17 protein-coding genes are annotated in these 18,113 nt (G+C 72.2%); 6 read left to right on the top strand and 11 right to left on the bottom strand.

Features of this window, described 5'->3' with window-relative positions:
- Window positions 1-4 precede the first annotated feature (4 nt).
- Both ugpB and glpK read right to left on the bottom strand, forming a co-directional pair.
- Window positions 5-1,327, bottom strand: a complete 1,323-nt coding sequence (gene ugpB / locus JUB13_RS15460) for a sn-glycerol-3-phosphate ABC transporter substrate-binding protein UgpB (protein WP_207480438.1) — start codon at window positions 1,325-1,327, stop codon at window positions 5-7.
- A 128-nt stretch (window positions 1,328-1,455) separates the two neighbouring features.
- Window positions 1,456-2,943, bottom strand: a complete 1,488-nt coding sequence (gene glpK / locus JUB13_RS15455) for a glycerol kinase GlpK (protein ID WP_207480436.1) — start codon at window positions 2,941-2,943, stop codon at window positions 1,456-1,458.
- Between the two features lie 193 nt (window positions 2,944-3,136).
- Between glpK and JUB13_RS15450 the strand changes: the two genes are divergently transcribed.
- Window positions 3,137-3,832, top strand: a complete 696-nt coding sequence (locus JUB13_RS15450) for a M48 family metallopeptidase (RefSeq protein ID WP_236024956.1) — start codon at window positions 3,137-3,139, stop codon at window positions 3,830-3,832.
- On the opposite strand, the gene JUB13_RS15445 is transcribed toward JUB13_RS15450, so the two are convergent.
- Both JUB13_RS15445 and cobS read right to left on the bottom strand, forming a co-directional pair.
- A complete protein-coding gene (locus JUB13_RS15445; protein ID WP_207480432.1) occupies window positions 3,823-4,473 on the bottom strand; it encodes a histidine phosphatase family protein in 651 nt (216 codons plus the stop codon). The two genes, JUB13_RS15450 and JUB13_RS15445, sit on opposite strands and share 10 nt — an antisense overlap.
- On the bottom strand, window positions 4,470-5,285 hold the full coding sequence (gene cobS, locus JUB13_RS15440) for an adenosylcobinamide-GDP ribazoletransferase (RefSeq protein ID WP_207480430.1): 816 nt from the start codon (window positions 5,283-5,285) through the stop codon (window positions 4,470-4,472). Before cobS ends, JUB13_RS15445 begins: the two co-directional genes overlap by 4 nt.
- Before the next feature lie 68 nt (window positions 5,286-5,353).
- Between cobS and cobT the strand changes: the two genes are divergently transcribed.
- Window positions 5,354-6,379 (top strand): nicotinate-nucleotide--dimethylbenzimidazole phosphoribosyltransferase, encoded by a 1,026-nt coding sequence (gene cobT / locus JUB13_RS15435; protein ID WP_207480428.1) that lies wholly within the window; start codon window positions 5,354-5,356, stop codon window positions 6,377-6,379.
- Between the two features lie 45 nt (window positions 6,380-6,424).
- Here cobT and JUB13_RS15430 read toward each other — a convergent pair whose 3' ends face one another.
- The 3 genes from JUB13_RS15430 to JUB13_RS15420 all read right to left on the bottom strand — a co-directional run bounded on the left by JUB13_RS15430 (window position 6,425) and on the right by JUB13_RS15420 (window position 8,916).
- Window positions 6,425-7,201, bottom strand: a complete 777-nt coding sequence (locus JUB13_RS15430) for an alpha/beta fold hydrolase (RefSeq protein ID WP_207480426.1) — start codon at window positions 7,199-7,201, stop codon at window positions 6,425-6,427.
- Between the two features lie 100 nt (window positions 7,202-7,301).
- Entirely contained in the window at window positions 7,302-8,132 is an 831-nt protein-coding gene (locus JUB13_RS15425) for an ABC transporter permease (protein WP_207480425.1), read from the bottom strand.
- Window positions 8,119-8,916, bottom strand: coding sequence for an ABC transporter ATP-binding protein (locus JUB13_RS15420; protein ID WP_207480423.1), 798 nt, complete (start codon window positions 8,914-8,916; stop codon window positions 8,119-8,121). The genes JUB13_RS15425 and JUB13_RS15420 overlap by 14 nt, the downstream gene beginning before the upstream one ends.
- Before the next feature lie 345 nt (window positions 8,917-9,261).
- On the opposite strand from JUB13_RS15420, the gene JUB13_RS15415 reads away from it, so the two are divergent.
- Entirely contained in the window at window positions 9,262-10,896 is a 1,635-nt protein-coding gene (locus JUB13_RS15415; RefSeq protein ID WP_207480421.1) for a DEAD/DEAH box helicase, read from the top strand.
- A gap of 82 nt (window positions 10,897-10,978) precedes the next feature.
- Here JUB13_RS15415 and JUB13_RS15410 read toward each other — a convergent pair whose 3' ends face one another.
- Together JUB13_RS15410 and JUB13_RS15405 are read right to left on the bottom strand one after the other, a co-directional pair.
- On the bottom strand, window positions 10,979-11,269 hold the full coding sequence (locus JUB13_RS15410; RefSeq protein WP_207480419.1) for a GNAT family N-acetyltransferase: 291 nt from the start codon (window positions 11,267-11,269) through the stop codon (window positions 10,979-10,981).
- Window positions 11,254-12,135: a DUF1194 domain-containing protein gene (locus tag JUB13_RS15405; protein ID WP_207480417.1), complete on the bottom strand. Its 882-nt coding sequence runs from the start codon at window positions 12,133-12,135 to the stop codon at window positions 11,254-11,256. Before JUB13_RS15405 ends, JUB13_RS15410 begins: the two co-directional genes overlap by 16 nt.
- 175 nt (window positions 12,136-12,310) lie before the next feature.
- On the opposite strand from JUB13_RS15405, the gene polA reads away from it, so the two are divergent.
- Together polA and JUB13_RS15395 are read left to right on the top strand one after the other, a co-directional pair.
- A complete protein-coding gene (gene polA, locus JUB13_RS15400; RefSeq protein ID WP_207480415.1) occupies window positions 12,311-15,259 on the top strand; it encodes a DNA polymerase I in 2,949 nt (982 codons plus the stop codon).
- A gap of 124 nt (window positions 15,260-15,383) precedes the next feature.
- Window positions 15,384-16,406: an autotransporter domain-containing protein gene (locus JUB13_RS15395; protein ID WP_207480413.1), complete on the top strand. Its 1,023-nt coding sequence runs from the start codon at window positions 15,384-15,386 to the stop codon at window positions 16,404-16,406.
- An 18-nt stretch (window positions 16,407-16,424) separates the two neighbouring features.
- Here JUB13_RS15395 and JUB13_RS15390 read toward each other — a convergent pair whose 3' ends face one another.
- Window positions 16,425-16,988 carry a cysteine hydrolase family protein gene (locus JUB13_RS15390; protein ID WP_207480411.1) on the bottom strand — a complete coding sequence of 188 codons (564 nt, stop codon included), beginning with the start codon at window positions 16,986-16,988 and terminating at the stop codon, window positions 16,425-16,427.
- Between the two features lie 113 nt (window positions 16,989-17,101).
- On the opposite strand from JUB13_RS15390, the gene JUB13_RS15385 reads away from it, so the two are divergent.
- Window positions 17,102-17,542 carry an Lrp/AsnC family transcriptional regulator gene (locus JUB13_RS15385; protein ID WP_207480409.1) on the top strand — a complete coding sequence of 147 codons (441 nt, stop codon included), beginning with the start codon at window positions 17,102-17,104 and terminating at the stop codon, window positions 17,540-17,542.
- On the opposite strand, the gene JUB13_RS15380 is transcribed toward JUB13_RS15385, so the two are convergent.
- A complete protein-coding gene (locus JUB13_RS15380; RefSeq protein ID WP_207480407.1) occupies window positions 17,472-18,110 on the bottom strand; it encodes a pseudouridine synthase in 639 nt (212 codons plus the stop codon). The genes JUB13_RS15385 and JUB13_RS15380 overlap by 71 nt on opposite strands.
- Window positions 18,111-18,113: the final 3 nt, after the last annotated feature.

Raw genomic sequence — 18,113 nt, 5'->3', positions numbered from 1 at the left:
GGCTTTACTGGGAGGCCTTGATCGTCCGGGCAGCCTGGGAGATCGCGGCGTTGGAGCGCTCGACCGCCTTGTCCAGCGCGGTCTTGGCGTCCTGCTTGCCGGCCAGCAGCGCCTCGAACTCCTCGTTCTGGATCTCGCGGACCTGCGGCATGTTCACGAGGCGCACGCCGCGCGAGTTGTCGGTCGGCTCCTTGCCCATCATCTGCAGGATCGGCGTCTCGCGGCCGGGGTTCTTCTCGTAGAAGCCCGACTTCTTGGTCTCCTCGTAGGCGGCGAGGGTCACCGGCAGGTAGCCGGAGGCCTGGTGCAGCCTGACCTGGATCGGCGTCTGAGACAGGAAGCCGAAGAACCGGGCGATACCCCTGTACTCGTCCGCGGTCTTGCCGCCGAAGACCCAGAGCGAGGCGCCGCCCGGGGTCGTGTTCTGCGGCGCGCCCTGGGCGTCGGGGTAGTAGGGCAGGGAGCCGGTGCCGTACTCGATGCCGGACTTGATGACGTCGCCGAGGCCGCCGGAGGATTCCGTCAGGATGGCGCACTCGCCCGAGGTGAACTTGGTCTTGGCCTCGGATGTGCGGCCGCCGTACTGGAACACGCCGTCGCGCTGCAGGTTGGCCAGCGTCTGGAAGTGCTTGACGTTGATCGGCCGGTTGATCTGCAGCTTCGGCTCAAGGCTGTTCAGGCCGTTTGCGTCCGTCGCATAGGGCTGGTTGTTCCAGGCCGAGAAGTTCTCGAGATGGATCCAGGTCAGCCAGGTCGAGGTGTAGCCGCAGGGCCAGCCCGCCGACTTCAGCTTGAGGGCGGTCTCGAACAGCTCGGGCCAGGTCTTCGGCGGCTTGTTCTCGTCGAGTCCGGCCTGCCGGAACGCCTTCTTGTTGTAGTAGAGGATCGGCGAGGAGCTGTTGAACGGGAACGACAGCAGCTCGCCCTTGGAGGTCGAGTAGTAGCCCGTGATGCCCGGCAGGTAGGCCTTGGGATCGAAGGGAACGCCGCCCTCCTTCATCACCTCGGCGACGGGCTTCACCGCCTTGCCGGCGCCCATCATCACGCCCGTGCCGACGTCGAAGACCTGGATGATGTGCGGGGCCTGGCGCGCGCGGAACGCGGCGATGCCGGCCTGCAGCACATCCGGGTACTTGCCCTTGTAGACCGGGACGACCCGATAGTCCTTCTGGCTTTCGTTGAATTCCTTGGCGAGCGTCTCGACGACCTCGTTGTTGGCGCCTTCCATGGCGTGCCACCACTGCAGGTCGGTGGCGGCATGCGCCGCGCCGACGCTGGCGAAGAGCGCCGCGGCGCTGGCGGCCAGAAGCTTCGTAGTCTGAGTCACGGGGTACCTCCCTTTCGTCCAACGTCGCGACTGTTAGCCCAGGGGCATTGCGGTCGTGTTGCCGGATCGTGAAGCTTTTATTACAGAATGATCGGAGCCGAAACCGTTGATTTTCGCAACCGAAAAGATCAGCGCGTCGAAACGCGCGCAACCGCGCTCTTCCAGCCTTGGTAAAGCGCCTCCCTCCGGCCGGCGTCCATCATGGGCTCGAAGCGCCGGTCAAGTGACCAGGCCTCCTCGATACTCCGCAGTCCTGCATAGAGGCCGGTCTCCATGCCGGCCAGGAAGGCGGCGCCCAGCGCCGTCGTCTCGGTGACCCGGGGCCGCTCCACGGGGATCGCGAGGATGTCGGCCAGGAACTGGCAGAGCCAGTTGTTGCGCACCATGCCGCCATCGACCCGCAGCGCCTTCGGGCGCGAGCCCGAATCGGCCTCCATGCAGCCTATCAGGTCCTGGGTCTGGTAGCACACGGCTTCCAGCCCGGCGCGCACCACCTGCGAGATGCCGGTGTCGCGGGTCAGCCCCAGCAGGGCGCCGCGGGCGTCGGGATCCCAGTGCGGCGCGCCCAGCCCGGTGAAGGCGGGGACCAGGTAGACGCCGCCGGTGTCCGGGATGGCGCGGGCATGGTGCTCGGATTCGGCGCCGTCCGGGATCAGGCGCAGGCCGTCGCGCAGCCACTGGATGGTGGCGCCCGCCATGAAGATCGCGCCCTCCAGCGCGTAGGTGGCCTTGCCGTCCAGGCGGTAGGCCGTGGTCGTCAGCAGCCGGTGGGTCGATGCGGCGGGCTGCTCGCCCAGGTTCATCAGCGCGAAGCACCCGGTGCCATAGGTGCTCTTCACCATGCCGGGAGAGAAGCAGGCCTGTCCGACGGTGGCGGCCTGCTGGTCCCCGGCCATGCCCGCAACCGGCACGGGACGACCCAGCAGCTCGGGCGTGGTGGCGCCGAACAGGGCGCGGTTGTCGCGCACCTCGGGCAGGACCGCGCGCGGGATGCGGAACAGGCTCAGCAGCGCGTCGTCCCAGTCCTGCCGGTAGATGTCGAAGAGCAGGGTGCGGCTGGCGTTCGTCGCGTCCGTCGCATGGACCGCCCCGCCGGTCAGGCGGTACAGCAGGAAGCTGTCCACCGTGCCGAAGGCGAGCTCGCCGCGCTCGGCCCGGGCGCGGGCGCCCGGCACGTGGTCCAGCAGCCAGGCCAGCTTCGTGGCCGAGAAGTAGGGGTCGAGCAGCAGGCCCGTGCGCTGGCTGACCAGGGGCTCGGCCCCGTCATCGAACAGGCGCCGGCATTCCGGCGCCGTGCGCCGGTCCTGCCAGACGATCGCCTTGTGCACGGCCTCGCCGGTGCGCCGGTCCCACAGCAGCGTCGTCTCGCGCTGGTTCGTGATGCCGATCGCGCAGACGCGGCCGGCATCCATCCCCGCCTCGTCCAGGACGCCGCGGCAGACCGCGCGGGTGTCGTTCCAGATGTCCTCGGGGTCGTGCTCGACCCAGCCGTCATGCGGGAAGAACTGCCGGAGCTCGCGCTGGCAGGTCGCCACGGCCCGCCCGGCCCCGTCGAACAGGATCGCCCGCGTCGATGTGGTGCCCTGGTCGATCGCCAGGACATGGTCAGCGCCCATGCCGTTCCTCCCGGGTTTCCCGGCCGGGTCTTCCGCCCGCCTGCCCCCTAGCTAGCCGCAGCCGCTCCGCAGGGTCAACGGGGCGCTTGGGGCACCGGCGCGCCGCCACCGGCGCAGGAGTGGTGGCGTGGGGACCCCGTCACCGCCATTATGCGTCCATGGTCCCGTCCGCATGTCCCGACCTTCCCACGCCATGACCGTGCGACCGCTGCGCGTGCCCGACCTGCCCGACGCTCCGATCGAGCTGCGCGAGAGCCCGCGCGCGACCCGCCTGACCCTGCGGGTCGACGCGGCCCGCGACGTGATCCGCGTGGTCGTGCCCCGCGGCGTCCCCGAGGCGGAGATCGTGCGCTTCGTGACGCGCCATGCCGACTGGGTCCGGGCGCGGCTGGCCGCCATGCCGCCGCGGCTGCCCTTCGCGGACGGAGCGGTGGTGCCGGTCCTGGGGCGGGACCACGTGATCCGTCACGAGGCCGACCGGCGCGGCGGTACCCGGCGCGCCGAGGGCGAGATCCGCGTCGGCGGGCGGCCCGAGTTCCTGGCCCGAAGGGTGCGCGACCACCTCGCGGCCGAGGCCCGCCGCGAGGTGGCGGTGCGCTCGCGCGACAAGGCGGCGCTGCTGGGCGCGCGGGTGGCCGCCGTGACGGTCCGCGACACGCGGAGCCGCTGGGGAAGCTGCGCCGCCAACGGGCGGCTGAGCTATTCCTGGCGCCTGATCCTGTCGCCGGAATGGGTGCTCGACTACGTGGTCGCCCACGAGGTCGCCCATCTGCGCGAGATGAACCATTCCCGCCGGTTCTGGCGCCTGGTCGAGGAACTGGTGCCCGACATCGACGCGCCCCGGGCCTGGCTGAAGGCCCATGGGGCGCTGCTCCTGCGCTACGGCTGAGCGGCCGGACGCCCTGCACGGAGATTCACCCCCGCGAGGTTCACCCCGCCGACCCGCCAGGCCGGCCCGTCCGGCGTCGCGATCCGGTCGAGACGGGTGAGCGAGGGCGCGTCCACGGCGAAGGCCAGGGCGCGGCGGGGCTCCACGCCCAGCGCATGGGCCAGTGCCGCGCGGATCGTGCCGGCATGGCACACGGCCACCAGATCCCGGCCGGCATGGGCCAAGGACAACCGCTCGAGCGCGCGGCCGACGCGTGCGGCCAGGGTGTCGAAGCTCTCGCCCCCGGGCGGAGCCGCGCCGGCGGGATCCGCCCAGAAGCGGGCCGATCCCTCGGCGTCGCGCGCCGCCACCGCATCCCAGGTCAGCCCCTGCCACTCGCCGAAATCCTGCTCGGCCAGATCGGCCTCGATTTCGGGCGGGCCGCCCTCCGGCAGCAGCGCCGCCAGCGTCTCGGACGTCCTGCGCAGGGGCGTTGCCAGCAGGACCGCGCCGCGCGGGAGCAGGGCGCCCAGCCCCGCCAGCCCCGCGCGGTCGGAAAGCTCGGCCGGCATGTCGAGCCGGCCGAGAATGCAGCCCGGTGGCGCACGGCAGGTGACAGCGGCGGGCGCGTGGCGCACCAGCCACCAGCGGGTCGTCGTCACCGCGTCACGGCGGGCGCGAGCAGCGCCAGGACCAGAAGCACCGCGGCAGCCGTCACCTGCTGGGCACCGCCCAGCACGTCGCCGGTCTGGCCGCCGACCTGCCGCTCGGCCAGCCGCGCCCAGAGCAGCGCCGCCAGCATCGCGGCGGCCGCGCAGGGCAGCATGGCCGGTCCCACGGCCAGGCCGGCGAGGCAGGCGCCCAGGACCAGGGCGGCCACGGCGCGCAGCCCGGCGGTGCGGCCGTGGCTCTCGCCCAGGCCGCCGGGGCGCGCCGGCGGCAGATAGGCGCCCAGCACCGGCAGCACCGCGCGCGACAGCGTTTCGGAAGCGACCAGGCCGACCGCCACCTGCCCGGGATGGTCCAGCGCCATGATGGCGGCCGCGCGGATCGACAGGGTGAAGATCAGGGCCAGCGCCCCGAAGGTGCCGAGCCGGCTGTCGCGCATGATGCGCAGCTTCGCCTCGCGATCCCTGCCGCCGCCGAAGCCGTCCACGGAATCCGCGAGCCCGTCCTCGTGCAGCGCGCCGGTCACCAGCACCAGCGCCAGCAGCGCCAGCAGCGCCGCCAGCAGCGGCGTCGCGCCGAGGCCCATGGCGAGCGCATGGACGAGGCCGCCCAGCAGGCCCAGCGCCGCGCCGACCAGCGGGTACCAGGCCATGGCCCGCCCGGGCAGGTCGGGCCCGCCATGGACGGGCCAGGGCACCGGCAGGCGGGTGAGGAAGGCGGCGGCCGCGGCCAGCTCGTCCAGGGGGCGGCCGCGCTCCGGGGCGCCATCTGCCGCAGGGCGTGAATCGGGTTGCGTCTCCACCATCGCCCATCTATAGGCGAGCGGGCGGCGCCGCGCATCATCGCCGTCGTATCCCAGAAAGGGGGCCGCCCATGGCCGAGAAGAAGCCCGTCGCGCGCTTCGACGAGATCCGCGCCCTGATCCCGAACCTGCCGGGCCCCGACCTGGAGGCCGGCACCGCCGCCGCCTCCCGCGAGCGCGAGCTGACCAAGCCGCGGGGATCCCTCGGCCGGCTGGAGGAGATCTCGGCCTGGCTGGCGACCTGGCAGGGGCACCACCCACCGCGCGCCGACCGGCCGCGCGTCTCGGTCTTCGCGGCCAATCACGGGATCGCGGCGCAGGGCGTCTCGGCCTATCCCCAGGCGGTGACGGCCGAGATGGTGCAGAACTTCATCGCCGGCGGCGCCGCGGTGAACCAGCTCTGCCAGCTCGCCGATGCGGACCTGCGCGTCTACGAGATGGCCCTGGACGAGCCGACGGCCGACTTCACCGCCGGGCCGGCCATGTCCGAGGCCGACTGCGCCAAGGCCATGGCCTACGGCATGATGACGGTGGAGCCCGGCATCGACCTGCTCTGCCTCGGCGAGATGGGCATCGCCAACACCACCGCGGGCTCTGCCCTGTGCGCCGCCCTGTTCGGCGGCGAGCCCGCCGACTGGGTCGGCGCGGGGACCGGTATGGATCGCGCCGGCATGGCACGCAAGGCTGAGGTCGTGGCCCGCGGCTTGGCCGCGAACCCGCAGGCGGCGACGGACCCACTGGAGGCGCTGCGCTGCGTGGGCGGCTTCGAGCTGGCCGCCATCGCCGGCGCCGTGCTGGCCGCCCGCATGGGCCGGGTGCCGGTGCTGCTGGACGGCTTCACCTGCACGGCCGCCGCCGCCGTGCTCCACCGGCTGGACCCGCGGGCGCTGGACCACTGCATGATCGCGCACCGCTCGGCCGAGCGGCCGCATGCGCGGCTGCTGGAGACAATCGGGAAGGAGCCGCTGCTCGACCTCGGCATGCGTCTCGGCGAGGGCTCCGGCGCGGCGCTGGCGATCCAGCTCGTGAAGGCCGCGGTCGCCTGCCATACCGGCATGGCGACCTTCGGCGAGGCGGGTGTCAGCGGGCCGGCCTGACGGGGGGCTCCCCGGGGCCGTCGGGACGAGGGCGCCGCCCGGGGCTCAGTCCTCCAGGAATTCCCGCAGCGCCTGGTGCACGGCCTCGGGCTGCTCGGCATGCAGCCAGTGCCCGCTGTCGGGAATGGTCACGATGCGCGCGCGCGGGAACATGCGCCGGATCTCGTCGTGATGGGCCGGCCGGACGTAGCTGGAATTCGCGCCGATCAGGAACAGGGCGGGGCCGTCGTAGCGCAGGCCGGCAGAGTCCGGAAAGCCGATGATCCTGTCGAACTCGGCCTCCAGCACCGGCAGGTTCAGGCGCCAGCGCAGCACGCCGTCCTCGGCCACCAGGTTCTGCATCAGGAAGGAGCGTTCGCCCGCAATGGGGATGGCCTCGGTCAGCGCCGCCTCGACCTCCGCCCGGCGGGAGAACCGGCCGAGATCCAGCGCCCGCATGGCGCGGATGTAGTCGATCAGGTTCGACGAGCGGTAGGCCACCGGCGCGACATCGGCGGCGATCACGCGCTCGACCAGGTCGGGCCGCGTCAGCGCGAGCCACAGGGCCGCCTTGCCGCCCATGCTGTGCCCGAGCACGGCGCAGGGCGCCAGATGCCGCGCCTCGATATAGGCCGCGACGTCCTCGGCCATGGACGGATAGTCCATGCGCTCGGCCCAAGGCGACGCGCCGTGGTTGCGCATGTCCAGCGCGTGGACGCGGTAGTCCGGGGCCAGCCGCCGCGCGATCATGTTCCAGTTCTTGGACGAGCCGAACAGCCCGTGCAGCACGACGAAGGGCGTCGTCCCCTCTCCCATCTCCTGGCTTGCAAGCTCCAGCGCCATCACCCGGTCCGTCCCCTCCTGTCGCGGGGCGCAGCATAGCGGCGCCCGGGCGCCGGCACCACCCGGCGCGCCGGTCGCCCGGCGGCCGCTGCCCCGTCCGTCACTCGCCGGTCTGAAGCAGCGCGCCGCGGTCCCGGGCGGCCTCGAAGCTGCGCACGAAGACGGCGGCGGCGGCGGCCATATAGGCCGCGTTGATCGCGAAGGCCCAGGCCAGGTGGTCCCAGCGCAGCACGTCCTGGAAAAGCAGCGCCCGCATGCCTTCGAAGACATGGGCCGAGGGCAGCGCCAGGGCAACCGCCTGGAGCCAGCCCGGCAGGACCGTCACGGGGTAGTAGATGGCGCTGACCGGCGCCAGCAGGAACACGGAGACCCAGGCCAGGCTTTCGGCGCCGAGGCCGTGGCGCAGGATCAGCGCGATGATCAGCAGGCCGAGCCACCAGCCCATCAGCAGGAGGTTCACGAAGAACAGGGCGAGCGGCATCCCCATGGAGAAGACGGAATAGTGGAAGACGGGGATCGCCAGCAGGGCCGCCGGCAGGATCCCGATCACGGCCCGGATCAGGCTCATCGCCATCATGGAGAGCACCCATTCCGAAGGCCGCAGGGGGCTCACGAACAGGTGGCCGAGATTTCGCGACCACATCTCCTCCAGGAAGGAGATGGAGACGCCGAGCTGGCCGCGGAACATCACGTCCCACAGCAGCACCGCCCCGATCAGCACGCCCGATGCCTGGGCGACCCAGGCGCTGTTGGTGCGCATGAACTCGTTGATGAAGCCCCAGAGCACCATCTGCATGGTCGGCCAGTAGGCGAGCTCCAGCAGCCGCGGCCAGGATCCGCGCAGCAGGTACCAGTAGCGCAGGACCATGGCGCCGACCCGCGCCGCCGACAGGCCGGGGCGATAGGCGAAAGCGGCCTCACGGATCGGCATCGGCGTCCTCCCGGACCGGGGCGGGGTAGGGGGCGCGGGCGATGTCCAGGAACACCTGCTCCAGCGAGGCGCGGCCGTAGCGGTCCAGCAGCTCGGCGGGCGTGCCGCGGTCCACGATCCGGCCGCGGCGCATCATCAGCACCTGGGAGCACATGCGCTCGACCTCGGGCATGTTGTGGGACGCCAGCAGGATCGTGGCGCCGGTCTCGGCGCGGTAGCGTTCGAGATAGGTCCTGATCCAGTCGGCCGTGTCGGGGTCGAGGCTGGCCGTCGGCTCGTCCAGCAGCAGCAGGTCGGGCCGGTTCAGCAGTGCCTTGGCAAGGGCCACGCGGGTCTTCTGCCCGGCCGAGAGCTTGCCGGTCTGCCGTCCGAGGAGCTGCCCCACGTCCAGCGCCTCGGCCAGCTCCTCGATGCGCAGGCCGAGCTGCCGGACGCCGTAGAGCCGGCCGTAGACCATCAGGTTCTCGCGCACGGTGAGCCGGTGCGGCAGGTCCACATAGGGCGAGGAGAAGTTCATGCGCGGCAGCACGCGGTGCCGATGGCGCAGCATGTCCTCGCCCAGCACCCGGACCCGACCGGAGGTCGGCAGCAGCAGGCCCAGCAGGATGGAGATGGTGGTGGTCTTGCCGGCCCCGTTGCCGCCCAGCAGGCCGGCGGTGGTGCCGGCGGCGACCTCGAAGCCGATGCTGTCGACCGCGAGCGTCGCGCCGAAGCGCTTGGTCAGGTCCTGGACCGCCAGAGCGGGCTGGGCCGCCCCGGCCGGTGTCGCGGATGCCGATGTCATGGCGGCCAATATGGAGCGGGCATCGGCACCGCGCCAGGGAGCCCCGACACCCTGACGTCCGGGCCGTCGGGGTGCGGCCGGCTGGCCCGGACGGAAGAACCGATTCCTTCGTCGCTGCGAAAAGGGCTGGTAACGTCGGGGCTTCGGTCTTATATGCAGCGCATCACGCCGGAGGCCGTTGCGCTTCCGAGCGAGGTTCGATTGCTCGATTCGGTGCGGTACACGGATATCGCCCACAAGACGAAGCGCGCGCGCCTCCCTCTCCTCCGGCCATGACGACATCAGACCGCCCGCGGCTAGGCGACGGCCCGCGGCGACCTTTGCTTTTCGTCCGGAGACATCTCAGTGCAATTTTCCGATCTCAAGCTTCACGCCAACCTTCTGAAGGCGATCGAGGCGGCCGGCCATACGACGCCGACCCCCGTCCAGGCCCAGGCGATCCCGGTCGCCCTGGAGGGCCGCGACGTGCTCGCCACCGCCGACACCGGCACCGGCAAGACCGGCGCCTTCCTGTTGCCCTCCCTGCACCGCCTCGCGCTCGCCGAGGACGAGGCCGCCGCCGCCGTGCCGCGGCGTGCCAAGCCGTTCGGCCCGCGCGTTCTCGTCCTGGCGCCGACGCGCGAGCTCGCCCGCCAGGTGACCATGGCGGCCCGCAACTACGTCCGGAACCTCCGCCTCTTCGTGGTCGAGGTCGTGGGCGGCGTTCCCTACCGCCAGCAGATCCGCGATCTCTCGCGCCCCGTTGACGTGCTCGTCGCGACTCCGGGCCGGCTGATCGACATGATCGAGCGCCGCGCCGTCTCGCTCGGCGAGGTCGAGGTGCTGATCCTGGACGAGGCCGACCGCATGCTGGACCTCGGCTTCGCCGAGGACATCGATGCCATCGCGAAGTCCTGCCCGGACACGCGCCAGACGCTCCTGTTCACGGCGACGCTCGACCGCCGCATGGAGAACGTGGCCCGCGGCCTCGTGCGTGATCCCGTCCGCGTCGCGATCGAGAGCACGCCCCAGAGCGCGCCCAAGATCGAGCAGCGGCTGGTCCAGGCCGACGACCTCGCCCACAAGCACCGCCTGCTCCGGCACTTCGTCGAGTCCGACGAGGTCGGCAAGGCCATCGTCTTCGCGGCGACCAAGCAGGACGCGGCGGACCTCGCCGACGGGCTGCGGGCCGAGGGTCACGCCGCGGCCGCGCTGCATGGGGACATGCGCCAGGACGCCCGCAACCGCACGCTCAGCAAGCTGCGCGAGGGCCGCGTGCGCCTGCTGGTGGCGACGGACGTGGCGGCGCGCGGCATCGACGTGCGCGACATCACCCACGTCATCAACTTCGACCTGCCGCGCAACGCCGAGGACTACGTCCACCGGATCGGCCGTACCGGCCGGGCCGGCGCCGAGGGGATCGCGATCTCCTTCGCGACGCGCGCCGACCGCGGGACGCTGCGCAACATCGAGCGCCTGCAGGGCGCCACGGTGCCACTGCACGTCGTGCCCGGGCTCGAAGCCAAGATGCCCTTCACGGCCCCCGCGCGCGGCGATCGCTTCGGCGGCGGCCCGCGGCGCGGCTTCGGCGGGCATGGCGGCCCCGGCGGCTTCCGCCATGGCGGTGGCGGCGGTGGCGGTTTCCGCCAGGGCGGCGGCTTCGGCCGCAGCCGTGACGGCGCCGCCGGCGGCGAGGTCCGTGGCGAGCGGCCGCGGCCGGAGGGCCGTGGCGAGGGGACCGGCTTCGGCCGGCCGCGCTTCGAGGGCCCGGCCCGCGACGATGCCTGGCGTCCCGAGCGCCAGCAGCCCCACCGCGCGCCGCGTCACGCCGACGCCCGCGGTGAGGACCGTCCGCGCGCCCGGTTCGAGGGTGCAGCGAAGCCCCCTCATGCCAAGCCCGCCCACGCCAAGCCCGTGCGTCCCACGGAAGGCGGCGCTCCCCGCGCACGCACGCCCGAGGCCGAGGGCGGCATGGCCCCGCCCAAGCGCCGGCGCTTCTGAGCCGGCGCCGGAGCGCCGGCGGCACATACGACAGAGCCTGAGACAGGGGCGCCGGTCCACCGACCGGCGCCCTTTTTCCGTTTCAGGCCAGCAGGTCCTGGCTGCCTTTGTTCCGGCGGAACCAGGCCCGCGCATAGCCGCAGTACGGCACGATCTTCGCGCCTTCCTCGCGCGCGCGTTCGGCGATCCCCTGCATCAGCCGCCCGGCCGCTCCGGTGCCGCGCAGCGGAACCGCTGCCTCGACGTGCAGGATCTGGATCACGGAGCCGCCGCGGCGATAGTCGGCGAAGGCCAGCAGGCCGTCGACCTCCAGCTCGAACCGGCTGCGGCCGCGATTGTCGGTCACGGGGTTGTCGGTCACGGGTTCGTCCATCTCCGGTCCTTCGGGGCCATTCCTTCGGGGCCGTGCGCCCCGGTCATCTCCAACCGATCGCGGGCGCGGGCGTCGCGGACCTGCGGGCCTGCCGCCGCGTGCCGGGCGGGCGGCGCCTCTCCTGCCGCGATTTCCGTCTCCAGCTTGCCGAGGATCGCCTGGGCGAAGCTGTCGTGGTCGGACGCCACATGGACGAATGCGCCCGGGCCCCCGATCACGTTGTCGGCGAAGTACTGCCCGAGCCAGGGCACCTCGTCCAGGATCGCAAGGCCGTTCACCGTGATCTCGCGCGCGATCACCCGGTCGCGGGCGAGCTGGGGCGGGATCCCGACATTGCTGATGCCGTTCCCGACGATGTCGATCACGCGGCGCGGCGCGGCGAAGCCGTTGCGCTCGAACAGCGCCGCGGCCTCCACCAAGGCCGAGCCGAGCCCGGTGCTGCCCTGCGGCTCGAGACGCGGCGCCGCCTCGATCCGGGCCGCGAGACGCAGCGCATCCTCGGCCCTCGCGACCGAAGTCCAGGGCACCAGCACCTGGAGGTCGCTGGGATCGGACCAGGTCACGACCGTCACGGCGATCCCGCGGCCGGGCGGGGCCCCGCCCGGACCGCTGTCCTGGCCGCTGTCCTGGCCGCTGTCCTGGCCGCCCGCGATGGCCGCGATCACGCGGGGATCCCGGAACGCGCGCGCATGCCCGTCGATCTGGAGCGCGAGGGTCGAGCCATCGATGCTCTCGGAGCGGTCGAGCGCCAGGACCAGCTCCAGAGCCACGGGCGTGTCGGCCGCTCCGGCCCGGGCCGGGGCGAGGTCCGCGGAGCCGCTGAACTGGGCGAGCCCGGCAAGCAAGGCGACGGCGGCCCATCTCATGACCCGTCCTCCGGGATCCTGGCGCTTTCATTGGGCACCCGGGCGGGGCATCGCTGTCAACGGGGCTTTAGGCGTGGACTTCCTTGGACAGCGTGGCGGGGCGCGTCCGCGGGTCTCGACAGCCGGCGCGGGCTGTCCCATGTTCAGGCACTCCGCAGCAGAGCCAAGACACGCCATGCCGTCCGACGCCGCCGACCCTGCCGTCACCGAGACGCCCGTTTCCGGGCCGGCCGCCGATGCGGCCACGGAGAATGCAGCCCCGCGCGAGGCGCTCTACCTCGTCGACGGCTCTGGCTTCATCTTCCGGGCCTTCCATGCGCTGCCGCTGCTGAGCAGGCCGGACGGAACGCCGGTGAACGCCGTCCTCGGCTTCACCAACATGATGATCAAGCTGCTGGCCGACCTGAAGGCGGAGGCGGTCGCCGTCGTCTTCGACGCCAAGCGCAACAACTACCGGAACGAGATCTATCCCGAGTACAAGGCCAACCGGTCCGAGCCGCCCGAGGAGCTGAAGCCCCAGTTCGGCCTGATCCGTGAATGCACCGAGGCCTTCTGCGTGCCCAGCCTGGAGCTCGAGGGCTACGAGGCCGACGACCTGATCGCGACCTATGCCCGGCTCGCCCGCGAGCAGGGGCGCGAGGTCACCATCGTCTCCTCGGACAAGGACCTGATGCAGCTCGTCGGGCCGGGCGTGCGCATGCTGGACCCCATCAAGAACCGGCCGATCGGCGCCGACGAGGTGGTGGAGAAGTTCGGCGTGCCGCCCGAGAAGGTCGTGGACGTGCAGGCGCTGGCCGGCGACAGCGTCGACAACGTCCCGGGCGTGCCCGGCATCGGCGTGAAGACCGCGGCGCAGCTGATCGGCGAGTTCGGCGATCTCGAGACGCTGCTGGCCCGCGCCGGGGAGATCAAGCAGCCCAAGCGGCGGGAGGCGCTGCAGACCTTCGCCGAGCAGGCCCGCATCTCGCGCCGGCTGGTCAAGCTCGACGATCGCGCGCCCGTTCCGGTTCCGCTCGATTCCCTGCGGGTGCGCGAGCCCGACCACCAGAAGCTGATCGACTTCCTGCGCCACCAGGGCTTCCGGTCCGTGGTGGCGCGGCTCGAGCGCGAGATCCGCGCTGACGGCACCATCGCTGACGGTGCCGCGCCCCGCCCCGCGGCGGCGCCGGCGGGCGGAGCGGCCGCCGGCCCGGAGCAGGACGGGTCCGCACCGGCCGGCGCCGCCCCGGTCGCGCCGCCGGCGACGGGCGCCCGGGCGCTGCCGCCGCCGCGACTGCCCTCGCGGGCCGGGCGCTACGTCCTCGTCCAGACCGAGGCGGAGCTGGACAGCTGGATCGCCCGGGCCGTCGAGGCCGGAATCGTCGCCGTCGACACCGAGACGGACAGCCTCGCCGCGGTGAGCTGCGCGCTCGTCGGCGTCTCGCTCTCGGTGGAGATGGGCGAGGCCTGCTACATCCCCGTGGGCCACGTCGCGCCGGATGCGATCGCGGGCGGCCTGGACCTCGGCGGCGCGGCGCGGCCCGAGCAGCTTTCGCTGAACGTCGTCGTCGGCAAGCTGAAGCCGCTGCTGGAGGACCCGTCGGTCCTGAAGGTCGGGCACAACCTGAAGTTCGACATGCAGGTGCTCGGCCAGCATGGCATCCGCGTGGCGCCCTGGGACGACACCATGCTGATCAGCTACGTGCTGGAAGGCGGGGTGCACGGCCACGGCATGGACGAGCTCAGCAAGCTCCATCTCGGCCATGCGCCGATCCCCTACGACGAGGTGACGGGCACCGGGCGCAACCGCATCACCTTCGACCGCGTGCCCCTGGACAAGGCCCGGGACTACGCGGCCGAGGACGCCGACATCACCCTGCGCCTGTGGCACGCGCTGAAGCCGCGCCTCGCGGCCGAGCGGCTGGCCACGGTCTACGAGACGCTGGAGCGGCCGCTGATCCCCGTCCTCGCCGCCATGGAGAGCGCGGGCGTGCTGGTGGACCGCGCCTATCTGGCCGAGCTGTCGCGCGACCTCGACGGAAGGCTGCGCGAGCTCGAGGTCGAGATCCATCGCGCGGCGGGGATGGAGTTCAACGTCGGCTCGCCCAAGCAGCTCGGCGAGGTGCTGTTCGACAAGCTCGGCATGCCGGGCGGCAGGAAGGGCAAGACCGGCGCGTATTCCACCGACAGCGCCGTGCTGGAGGACCTGGCCGATGTCCATCCCGTGCCGCAGAAGGTGCTGGACTGGCGCCAGCTCTCGAAGCTGAAGAGCACCTACACGGATGCCCTGCAGGAGCAGATCGACGCGAAGACCGGCCGCGTGCACACCCATTTCTCCATGGCGGTCACCAATACCGGACGGCTGAGCTCGACCGACCCGAACCTGCAGAACATCCCGATCCGCACCGAGGAGGGGCGCAAGATCCGGCGCGCCTTCGTGGCGCCGCCGGGCAACAAGCTGGTCTCGGTCGACTACAGCCAGATCGAGCTGCGGCTGGTCGCCGACATCGCCGGCGTCTCGGCCCTGCGCGAGGCCTTCCGGCAGGGCATCGACATCCATGCCATGACCGCCAGCCAGGTGTTCGGCGTCCCGCTCGACCAGATGACGCCCGACATCCGGCGCCGTGCCAAGACCATCAACTTCGGCATCATCTACGGCATCTCGGGATTCGGGCTCGGGCGCCAGCTCGGCATCGGCCCGGGCGAGGCGCAGGCCTATATCAGGACCTATCTCGAGCGCTTCTCCGAGCTCGCGGACTACATGGAGCGGACCAAAGCCTTCTGCCGCGAGCACGGCTACGTGCTGACGCGGTTCGGCCGCCGCTGCCACATCCAGGGCATGCAGGACCGCAATCCGGCCCGGCGCAGCTTCGCCGAGCGGCAGGCGATCAACGCGCCGATCCAGGGCACCGCGGCCGACATCATGAAGCGCGCCATGACCCGCATCCCGGCGGCGCTGGAGGCGGCCGGCCTGCGCGCGCGCATGCTCCTGCAGGTCCATGACGAGCTGCTGTTCGAGGCGCCCGAGGAGGAGGCCCAGCGCACCGCCGAAGTGGCCCGGTCGGTGATGGAGGAGGCGGTCGAGCTGTCGGTGCCGCTGACCGCCGAGGCCGGCATCGGCGCATCCTGGGCCGAGGCGCACTGACGGCCGTCACACCAGCGGTGATAAGGATGTGACCACAAGGGGTAGTCCTGCTCTTATTAAGTAGGGGGTTACTCCCTTCGGCCAGCCTGCCGTTCCGACACCGGAACGAGCAGGAGGCCGCAATATGGTTCGACCTTCCGCCAGGGCCCTTGCCGTGGCCCTTCTTGTCATCATGTCGTCCGCACCCACGCAGGCCGCAGATCTCGCGGACATGCGTGTGGCCGTCTCCGCTGCGGCCGAGCAGACCCGCCTGGTCTTCGGCCGCGTCGGCGACCTGATCCGCGGCCAGCGCGGCATGGGCGCCCCCAGCAGCGTCACCGCCCGCCGCCTGCAGGTCGAGGTCGAGGACAAGGCCGTGCCGATGAAGGCCTTCGACGGGCTCGTTCCCCGCAAGGTGATGGACCGCGAGCGCGAGGTGCTGGGCGCCTTCGTCACGGGAAACGCCCGGGTCGCCCCGCGCAACAGCAATGCCAAGGGTCTTTTCGGTGTCGAAACACATGGGCTGACGTTCGGCTCCGACCTCAAGCTCAATGACGGGACGAGTGTCGGCGTCGCCTTTGGCTATGCCAGCAATCCCGCCGACGAGGGTCGGGTCGAGGCCGGAACGGTCTCTCTCTACGGGGCTCGGACCGTGGGAAGTCTCGGTATCGAGGCCGTCGCGGGCGGCGGCAGCATGCGCATGCGGGGCGAGGAGGCCGAGGCCGGCGCCATCTTCTTCGCGGGCCTGGGCGCCAACTGGGACATGCATCCGGCACGAGGCGTCGGCGTGCTTCCCTGGGTGCGGGTGGATCTCTCGGGCGCCGATGCCGGGGGCGGGGCGGTTGCCGCCATGGCCGGGGCGGGCGTCGTGCGCGCCTCCGCCTCCACCGGCATCCAGGCGGGATACGAGATGCCGGTCCAGTGGGGGCGGCTGCGGCCCAATGCGGCGGTAGACCTGCGCCAGGTCTCGATCTCGGGCAGCGAGCAGGCGGGGATCGGCTCCTATGGCGACCTGCCCGACGAGGGCGCGTCGGCGACCCTGCGGCTCGGCGTCCTGGCCGAGATGCGCGACGGCGGGCCGATCCTGACCATCGACGGGCTCGTGGACCGGATCGGCACCGAACAGGCGCAGCACCGCATCCATGCGCGGCTAAAGGGCCGCTTCTGATCCCCGGCGCGGGCTTCCTTACGCCGTCAGGGCCGCCAGGATCTCCGCCGTGTCTAAGACCCGCGCGAACTCGAAGCCCAGCGTCGCCAGATGGGCCCGGTGGACATCCTCCGCCGCGACGGTGCCGCCGCGCCCGTCGGGCAGGTCGAAGCAGGCGCAGGCATCGCCCGCCACCAACACGGAATAGCCAAGGTTCGCCGCGACCCGGACCGAGGTCGAGACGCACATGTCGGTGCTGATCCCGAACAGCACCAGCGTCCGGGCGCCCGACCGGCGCAGCCGCAGGTCCAGGTCGGTCCCGATGAAGGCCGCGTTCACCGACTTGGTCACCAGCGGCTCGCCGGGGCGGGGATCGAAGCCCGGCCGGAAGGCGTTGCCCGGCGTGTCGGGCGCCAGCGACGACCCAGGCTCCACGGAGTCATGCCGGACATGGATGACCGGCCGGCCGGTCCGGCGCCATGCCGCAAGGAGGGCCAGGCCGTTCTCCTCCATGGCGGGGTTGTTCCGCCGGCCCCAGGACGGGGCGTCGAATCCCCGCTGCACGTCGATGGGGATCAGCACCGCCCCGTCCGGAATCGTCATCGCCATTCTCACCCCCTATGATCTGCCGGGCCACCCTAGGACCGGCCCACGGCCGGGCGATACCCGGCAAGACGACCGGCGGGCCGGCGGAATGACTGTGGACGGATCGCGTGATGGCGGAGATCGACGAGAAGGACCGGCACATCCTGGCGCTGCTCCAGGACGACGCGCGCATGCCGCTGGTCGCGATCGCCCGCGCCGTCGGCCTGTCCCGCAGCGCCGCGCAGGAGCGCCTGCGCCGGCTCGAGCGCAGCGGCGTGATCGGCCGCTACACGATCCGCATGGCGGATTCCGTCCCTGAGCGCGGCGTCCGGGCATGGCTCGCCATCCGCTTCGCCCCCGGGCGGAGCTGCGCGCATATCGTGCCGCTGCTCGCGCCGCTGCCCGAAATCCGGCTGCTCCAGAGCGTCGCTGGGCCAATCGATCTGCTGGCGCTGGCCGAGACGGACTCGACGGCGGCGCTGACCGCGCTGCGCGAGCGGGTCAACGCGCTGGCGGGCGTCGCCGGTGTGGAGACGACTGTGGTGCTGGCGACGCATCTCGACCGCCTCTGAGGCGCCCGGCCCCCGTCGGCGTTGCCACCGGCACCTCGCGCCAGGCGCCGGGGGCGAGCCCGTCGATCGTCCAGTCGCCGATCGCCCAGCGGATCAGGCGCAGGGTCGGCAGGCCGACGGCCGCCGTCATGCGCCGCACCTGGCGGTTCCGCCCCTCGCGCAGGACGACCTCGATCCAGGCGGTGGGAATGTTCCTGCGGAAGCGGACCGGCGGGTCGCGCGGCCACAGGCCTGGGGGCTCCGCGATGCGGCGGGTAGGCGCCGGAAGGGTCGGCCCGTCGTTCAGCACGACGCCGCGCCGGAGCCGGTCCAGCGCCGCCTCGTCCGGCTCGCCCTCGACCTGGGCCCAGTAGGTCTTGGGCAGCTTGTGCCGCGGGTCGGCGATCCGGGCCGTCAGCGCGCCGTCGTCGGTCAGCGCCAGCAGCCCCTCGCTGTCCCGGTCCAGGCGTCCGGCGGGATAGACCCCGGGCACCGGCACCAGGTCGCGCAGCGTCGCGCGTCCGGCCTCGCGGTCGGTGAACTGGGACAGGACGCCATAGGGCTTGTTCAGCAGGATCAGCCGGGACAAGGG

It is taken from the genome of Arenibaculum pallidiluteum (assembly GCF_017355985.1).
Lineage (GTDB): Bacteria > Pseudomonadota > Alphaproteobacteria > Azospirillales > Azospirillaceae > Arenibaculum > Arenibaculum pallidiluteum.
The sequence above is the reverse complement of the archived record's forward strand: the minus strand, read 5'-3'. Positions and strand labels throughout refer to the sequence as shown.

Bases quoted from the DNA above. Each gene is read 5' to 3' on its own strand.
- JUB13_RS15405 (WP_207480417.1), bottom strand. From the start codon at position 12,135: ATGAGATGGGCCGCCGTCGCCTTGCTTGCCGGGCTCGCCCAGTTCAGC.
- polA (WP_207480415.1), top strand. From the start codon at position 12,311: ATGCCGTCCGACGCCGCCGACCCTGCCGTCACCGAGACGCCCGTTTCC.
- JUB13_RS15425 (WP_207480425.1), bottom strand. From the start codon at position 8,132: ATGCCGATCCGTGAGGCCGCTTTCGCCTATCGCCCCGGCCTGTCGGCG.
- cobT (WP_207480428.1), top strand. From the start codon at position 5,354: ATGGCCGAGAAGAAGCCCGTCGCGCGCTTCGACGAGATCCGCGCCCTG.
- JUB13_RS15430 (WP_207480426.1), bottom strand. From the start codon at position 7,201: ATGGCGCTGGAGCTTGCAAGCCAGGAGATGGGAGAGGGGACGACGCCC.
- cobS (WP_207480430.1), bottom strand. From the start codon at position 5,285: ATGGTGGAGACGCAACCCGATTCACGCCCTGCGGCAGATGGCGCCCCG.
- glpK (WP_207480436.1), bottom strand. From the start codon at position 2,943: ATGGGCGCTGACCATGTCCTGGCGATCGACCAGGGCACCACATCGACG.
- JUB13_RS15420 (WP_207480423.1), bottom strand. From the start codon at position 8,916: ATGACATCGGCATCCGCGACACCGGCCGGGGCGGCCCAGCCCGCTCTG.
- JUB13_RS15410 (WP_207480419.1), bottom strand. From the start codon at position 11,269: ATGGACGAACCCGTGACCGACAACCCCGTGACCGACAATCGCGGCCGC.
- JUB13_RS15390 (WP_207480411.1), bottom strand. From the start codon at position 16,988: ATGACGATTCCGGACGGGGCGGTGCTGATCCCCATCGACGTGCAGCGG.
- JUB13_RS15395 (WP_207480413.1), top strand. From the start codon at position 15,384: ATGGTTCGACCTTCCGCCAGGGCCCTTGCCGTGGCCCTTCTTGTCATC.
- JUB13_RS15450 (WP_236024956.1), top strand. From the start codon at position 3,137: ATGACCGTGCGACCGCTGCGCGTGCCCGACCTGCCCGACGCTCCGATC.
- JUB13_RS15385 (WP_207480409.1), top strand. From the start codon at position 17,102: ATGGCGGAGATCGACGAGAAGGACCGGCACATCCTGGCGCTGCTCCAG.